Origin of the sequence: uncultured Cedecea sp. (assembly GCF_947498825.1) — a bacterium.
Lineage (GTDB): Bacteria > Pseudomonadota > Gammaproteobacteria > Enterobacterales > Enterobacteriaceae > JGM124.
This window is the reverse complement of sequence record NZ_CANMLV010000006.1, coordinates 230,617-237,076: the sequence shown is the minus strand read 5'-3', so window position 1 is coordinate 237,076 and position 6,460 is coordinate 230,617. Positions and strand designations below refer to the sequence as shown.

The window sequence follows — 6,460 nt, the reverse complement described above, 5'->3', positions numbered from 1 at the left end:
TTTGACGCTAAAAAGGCTGAGGCACTACCAGCCATGCTGGAAGATAATAATTCACTGTGCGTTTTCGCCAGAGCATTTGTTCTTTCCACCCAATCAGGCAATACAGCTTTTGACACTAAAAAGGCTGAGGCACTACCAGCCATGCTGGAAGATAATAATTCACTGTGCGTTTTCGCCAGAGCATTAGTTCTTTCCACCCAATCAGGCAATACAGCTTTTGACGCTAAAAAGGCTGGGGCATTACCAGCCATGCTGGAAGATAATAATTCACTGTGCGTTTTCGCCAGAGCATTTGTTCTTTCTATCCAATCAGGCAATACAGCTTTTGACGCTAAAAAGGCTGAGGCATTACCAGCCATGCTGGAAGATAATAATTCACTGTGCGTTTTCGCCAGAGCATTTGTTCTTTCTATCCAATCAGGCAATACAGCTTTTGACGCTAAAAAGGCTGAGGCATTACCAGCCATGCTGGAAGATAATAATTCACTGTGCGTTTTCGCCAGAGCATTAGTTCTTTCCATCCAATCAGGTAATACAGCTTTTGATAAAATGGCTGACATACTATCTGTCATACTGACGCACGTCAGATCTTGATTTAATTTAGATTCCATTATTTTGGATGAGTTATCACTGTGCATTATATTGTCAACATCAGAAATTGATTCTAAAACATCGTTTTTTACATTAGGTGTTTTATCTTTTTGCGACTTAGACATTATATGCTACCCATTCAAGATATTTTTCATTTTCAAATTGATAAAAAGTATTAATACACAATTTTGATAAAAAATAAACCTCTATAATTGAATACATAACCAAAAATTATCAACTCCAATGATAGAGTGTTATAAAAATGTAGATGTACCTCTTAGTTCCATTGATAAATAGAAGTTTCAGTCAAGCAGGCACGATGATAAACAATCTGTTCTGGCTAAAATTCCCACACTTAATATAGGGTCAAAACTTAGTTTTCTCTACACCTTAGGGCTGCAATACTGAGTTGATTTTCATGGTATTAACGACAGTTGTATGGTTAGGGCTTTTGAATTTGACAAGTAAGGATAGTTTCCTGAGGCCAAGAACGATAATACAAAAATGAGTATAACATTCAAACCATTATACTCATTTAAAGTCCTGTTTATTATTCCATACGGAAACAGGAAAAAACACACTCATCGCCACCACTGTAAGTCCATAATTTTGGATTACTATAATCTTGACGGATGTAGCAATAAGCCCCCTGCCCCGTTTTTATTATCGATGACATAGCACAGTAATCATAAGGAGAAACTGAGCCATATCTTTCACCTACAGATTTGAATGATAAGCTGCTGCCTGATACTGATTTCCATAATCCAGCCTGACAGGACAATATCGCACCTGCTGCATTTCTGCTGATATCACCATTATTTTTACACACAGCCCCAACGGTATTCACCTGCCCTAACTGTAAAACACCTGCGGCAGAGACATTGCCTTTCGAGACTAAATTCCCAGATGAAGTAATATTACCAATCGAGTTAATATCACCTGAACTGATGGCACCTGCTACCTTAAGCAAGGTATTCGATTTATTTGTATCAGTAGCGGTGCCACCTGTTGGAGATGACCATAAAGATAACGGCTTGTTGGCGCTTAAATAGAGTTCATAGTCATTACCAGCCGTATCACCACCTAATCTGATGCTATCGCCATAGCCGTTATGCGCTATGACTTCTTTTTTAGCCATAATATTACCCTCAGATGAAACATCCCCACCAAAATCACCTATACCACTTGCAGTGATGTTCTTAGCATTACCAATATTTTTACCACCCATATTCAAATCGCCCGTCATAGGCAATGTTCCATCGCGACGAAGATAAACTGTATACATAGCACTGTTAAACCCTGTGCGATAAGCTAATAAACCCTCAGCCGTGATATTACGGAAGTCAGAGTTTTTTTCTGACCATTGCCCTTCATAACCAGAAGCAACGGTTGCACTCTTTGTCATACCGCTATCAACGCCAGCGGATAACATCGCCTTTCCTAACAGGTCATAACGTATTTTTGTTCCCTCAGACCAAGGAAGCGTTGTTGTAATTAGCCCATTAACAACATAGTTAGGGCTGATACCATCACGCTTTAACAGTATCCTATAGCCAGACTTCTGAGCATTGATGCCCAAAAAGGTGGAAGGCAACAAGCCTTCATTAATTAATGTCATATATGTGATTTCACAGACATTGCCACTACACGTTCTTGGCCCCGGATCAGATCCATTCCCAGCAGCATTTGATAACGTTGAAAGCTTATCGTAGCGGATATTAATATATCCATTCACTGCCTCACCCATCTGTTTCATTTGCTGACCAACAGCAGAAGCCAGAATATTTTCTTGTTCTGATTTCATATCCTGAAACTTGATTAATCCCATCGTAGCTCCTACACCAAGAACCAATATAAGTTCTAATAATGAGAATCCTTTTTTAAATCGTTTTTTCATTTTCATCGTCCTTTTTTGTTTTTCACGTAATATTTAATTAGCAAAAATAAAAAAGTGGTCAATAGGGATAGGATATATAATAAAGGAAATAATGAATTAAATTAGCTACCGCGCCCTCTGGGGCTTGGTCAACAGTTCACCGACCTAAAAGCAAGTTTTAAGTCAGTTCACCGTTCGGACGTGAAAGAGTTATTTATTGATGTAGGTGTTAATGTAGTCTTTTCCTTGTTGCCTGAGTTTTTCGATATCTTTTTCATGAATGTTAGATATATTAAGTAAAAGACCATACACTAGTTCCTTATCTACATAACCAATATCACATCCCAAGACTTTGGCAACCTCTGCGCCAAAAATTATTTTTTGACGTGTATTTTCTTTTTTTGTTTGTTGTTTCTTTTTAGCTTCCAAGAAAAATAAACGTTCCTGAGCTGCTGCGATTTGTTGCTTTATCGTTTTTGTTGTCATATTTAATCCTCCAAATATTTTTTATTTTTAGCATAAGGGATATGAGCATAATCTTTACCACTGTTAATTCTGTGTTTGATTGATTTTATTTTCAATTTAAACTGCTGCTTAACCTGACGCTTTTTTGCCTGTTCCCTTATATGGATAACTATCTTCTCTGCTTCTAAATAGGCTTGTTCTGTATCAGTATAGATACCTTCATCAAGAAGTTTTTTCGCTTCCCAAGCGATGACCTCATCGTTGTTCTTATACATTACATCTCCTTGTATTGACTGTCTGTTATTCCTTAACACATTTTGAATAATAATCAATACAATGGTGGTTTTTTATAAAAATAAAACCAGACATTAAATAACACTCCTGATAATTTCATTGATAATAAAAGGAAAAAAATAATATTGATGAAATATCAGAAGTGCAAATCACATTAAATGGATGTAAATATAAGAGTATTGCTATTCCCACCCGCTGCACATTGTGTCGTTGTTTTAGAAACATCCAATACATCACCTGCTACTTTCACATTCGCTGCTGTTCCTACACCAACCTCATAGAAATTACCCGCTGCTGCGGTAATGATTTTAGTACACTCAGCTGCTGGCACATTAGAGTAAGTGATGTTAAAAGAAGAACCGGGAGCTTTTGATGGTCCCGTTGCTACCGCAGTTAATATAACATTACCTTTAAAGGCATTGACAGGCTGAGCCGCCGATCCTGAGCCACTCAGCATGTTATCAGGGAAAATCTTTGCCTGAACAGCCACTGTGTTTGAAAGGCCCGTAAAACTTGATGCTGAGGTATATAAAGCTTTAACGCCTGCCTGAATAGTTGCTATGTTGTTGCTCTCTGCTTGTGCTCTCTGTGAAGCTTGTACTTTAGGGTAAACAATAAATGCCGCTACCACTAATGCCGCAATAATCCCAAGAACTAACAATAGTTCTAAGAGTGAGAAGCCTTTCTTACTTTTTCTATTTTTAATTAATACTGTTTTATTCATTTCCTTATATCTCCTTAGTTAACGGAAAAGATGTAAAAGAAATAAATCATGTAAAATATAAAACAACTCTTTTTTGTTTCTTTGTATTCCGTTATCTGATAGACGGGCTACCTAAGATCAAACAAAAAACCAGAATAATCTGGCCTTTTGTTTGCTACGAGCTTATTTGACTTTATTAAAATCATCGCAGAACACAAGACTGAACATGGAGGTATTCATCTGTGATGATGAATAAAAAGTATAATTATAATCTTCACATGTCAAATTTAATTAAACACTTTCTAACTAATATTATCTTACGCAGCACTTGATGATTGTTCTACACAATCACATTGCTGATAACAGGCATGTCCTGTTATAGATTGGATTTATCCAAAAATGGTGTTTACAAGAGTCTGCACAAAAATGCAACAGACCCTATATGTAATCATGCAACACCTATAATAGCGATCACTAACATAAAATATCTAATATTCCCCACGTTACTTAATTTTGTATGTTTGTGTTTTATTTTTCACCTACTGCTTTCTTATTCTGATTTTAGCCCCTAACCTATTCCATCCCTTTTTAAATAAAATCGTTGCCATAAGCCTGTTTTAATGAATTTGGTCTTTCCCGCCTTACGGCGGGAGGTAATTAACTCTTATTGCCCTTACGGGCGTTCTCTAAAATCCAAAAGACTAATATTATCACTCTACCTCAGCCGCTTATCTGATTTTAACCTCTTTAATTTCACAGTCAGTCAAACTAGTGTTATTAATTAAGACAAGGGAAAGTTTTACATTGTATTTATTTTTTTAGCTCCGTTTGGAGATATAAAAATAAAACAATGCCCACTTATACACTCACTTCGTGAGCGTGTGGGGTCTACCGACGGTTGCCTGCCGCAGGCTAAAAGCAAAACCAAGTTCAACGTCAACCCCTGAGTTTTTCTTACGAAAAACTAAAACCAGCAGAGTGAGCGTTAATGTTTATTTGATAGTTTTTATTATATTTAAGGTTATTTATTATATGGCAATATTTCATCTGGAGTTTAAAATTGTGAAACGCTCAGAGGGCATGTCTTCCTGTAGGAAGGCTGCCTATCACGCGCGTTGCAAAATAACAGATGATCGTACTGGCAACACCTATGATTTTAGCCATCGTTCTGATTTATTCCATCATCAGATATTAGCTCCTGCTTCAGCTCCATCTCATATTATCGAAAGCTCAACCACTTTGTGGAATGAAGTTGAAAGGGTTGAGCGTCAGAAGGATGGTCAAACAGCCCGTTATTTTGACGTTGCTATCCCTTGTGAGCTTAACAACGAAGACAAGATAAAACTGGTTTTGGATTACTGTCAGAAGAACTTTGTTGATAAAGGCATGATTGCTGATATCGCTTTCCATGATCTGGATAGTCAAAACCCCCATGCCCATGTAATGTTGACATTAAAACCCATCACCGCTGAAGGTTTTGGTAAAAAAGACCGAAGCTGGAATGATAAGAAAAATGTGATTAAGTGGCGTGAATCATGGGCAACATTTGCCAATCACTATCTGGCTGCCGCTGGCAGCAATGAACGTATTGACCACCGTTCTATTGAGATCCAGCATAATGAAGCGCTTGAGAATGCCACTATAACATTAGACGTAGAAGAAAAAGCACTATGGATAGCTAAGGCAGCACTAACCAGCCGTCCAGCGATGCAACGTATACCTCGTGCTAAATGGAACAGTCAAACAGCTCGACAACAACGTGCTGCTGAACAGGCTGTTCGTGATGAGCTGAAACAGGAAGCTGTAGCCACATACAATACCTTTAAAGATTTAGATCTGCAGATTGTAGTAGACCTTAATAGTTTCACTGTCTCTGAACTGCCAGAGCCTGTTGAAATCATCCTGACGGATACAGGTTCACAATCAGCATCAGCCGAACAAAAACCTGTTCTGGTTGCTCCTTCGCCTCATACACGCACTAAACTGAAAACATCCTCTTCTCCAACACCCAGAGCAATTAAACGCGCTCCTGTTAAATCTAAGAGAAAACAGGTTCAACCACAGAAGGAAAGTATTTTTAAACGCTTTACCTTACTAGTAGCTGAATTCTTCAAGGAAAGATTCATTTGGGCCAAGAAGAAACCTGCACCTGTTTCCGTGGATGCTGATCATGATAAGCGTATTGCTGAAAACTATGTCTTTGATGAGGTTCAAGGCATCAATGTGCCACGCGCTGAGTATGAAAGACGAGCCAGATTTAACAGTGACTCTTATAGTCCGACACAGGAAGAGATCAGACGTTTTCCAAGTCGTCCCGAGAAGGCTAAAACTAATGCTGATAACAGTGTGAGTTTTACGCCGTCAATGCCACCAGAATATACAGGGAAAAGCCGCGTTCCAAAATTGAGGCCACCGGGATATCGTCATAACCGTGATTATGAATCACACAAATGACACACTGGTCGGCCTTATAAAAAATACTTAGTGCTATATTATGAGCTTAGAACAGCATTAAGCAAGATTCATATAGA

Annotated in this window: 6 protein-coding genes; 1 reads left to right on the top strand and 5 read right to left on the bottom strand. The window is 38.2% G+C overall.

From position 1 onward, the window contains the following. The 5 genes from Q1A40_RS09665 to Q1A40_RS09645 all read right to left on the bottom strand — a co-directional run. Positions 1 to 716, bottom strand: a 716-nt coding sequence (locus tag Q1A40_RS09665; protein ID WP_299999588.1) for a hypothetical protein, incomplete at its 3' end; no start/stop codon positions are given. Positions 717 to 1,141: 425 nt separating this feature from the next. Next, on the bottom strand, positions 1,142 to 2,488 hold the full coding sequence (gene pilV / locus Q1A40_RS09660) for a shufflon system plasmid conjugative transfer pilus tip adhesin PilV (RefSeq protein ID WP_367275739.1): 1,347 nt from the start codon (positions 2,486 to 2,488) through the stop codon (positions 1,142 to 1,144). 189 nt (positions 2,489 to 2,677) lie between these two features. Continuing rightward, a complete protein-coding gene (locus tag Q1A40_RS09655; RefSeq protein WP_299999585.1) occupies positions 2,678 to 2,953 on the bottom strand; it encodes a conjugal transfer protein TraD in 276 nt (91 codons plus the stop codon). A 2-nt stretch (positions 2,954 to 2,955) separates the two neighbouring features. After that, positions 2,956 to 3,207 (bottom strand): hypothetical protein, encoded by a 252-nt coding sequence (locus Q1A40_RS09650; RefSeq protein ID WP_299999584.1) that lies wholly within the window; start codon positions 3,205 to 3,207, stop codon positions 2,956 to 2,958. A gap of 173 nt (positions 3,208 to 3,380) precedes the next feature. Further along, complete coding sequence (locus tag Q1A40_RS09645) at positions 3,381 to 3,950, bottom strand: type 4 pilus major pilin (protein WP_299999582.1); 570 nt, start codon at positions 3,948 to 3,950, stop codon at positions 3,381 to 3,383. Between the two features lie 1,011 nt (positions 3,951 to 4,961). On the opposite strand from Q1A40_RS09645, the gene mobQ reads away from it, so the two are divergent. Further along, complete coding sequence (gene mobQ / locus Q1A40_RS09640) at positions 4,962 to 6,383, top strand: MobQ family relaxase (protein ID WP_299999581.1); 1,422 nt, start codon at positions 4,962 to 4,964, stop codon at positions 6,381 to 6,383. Positions 6,384 to 6,460: the final 77 nt, after the last annotated feature.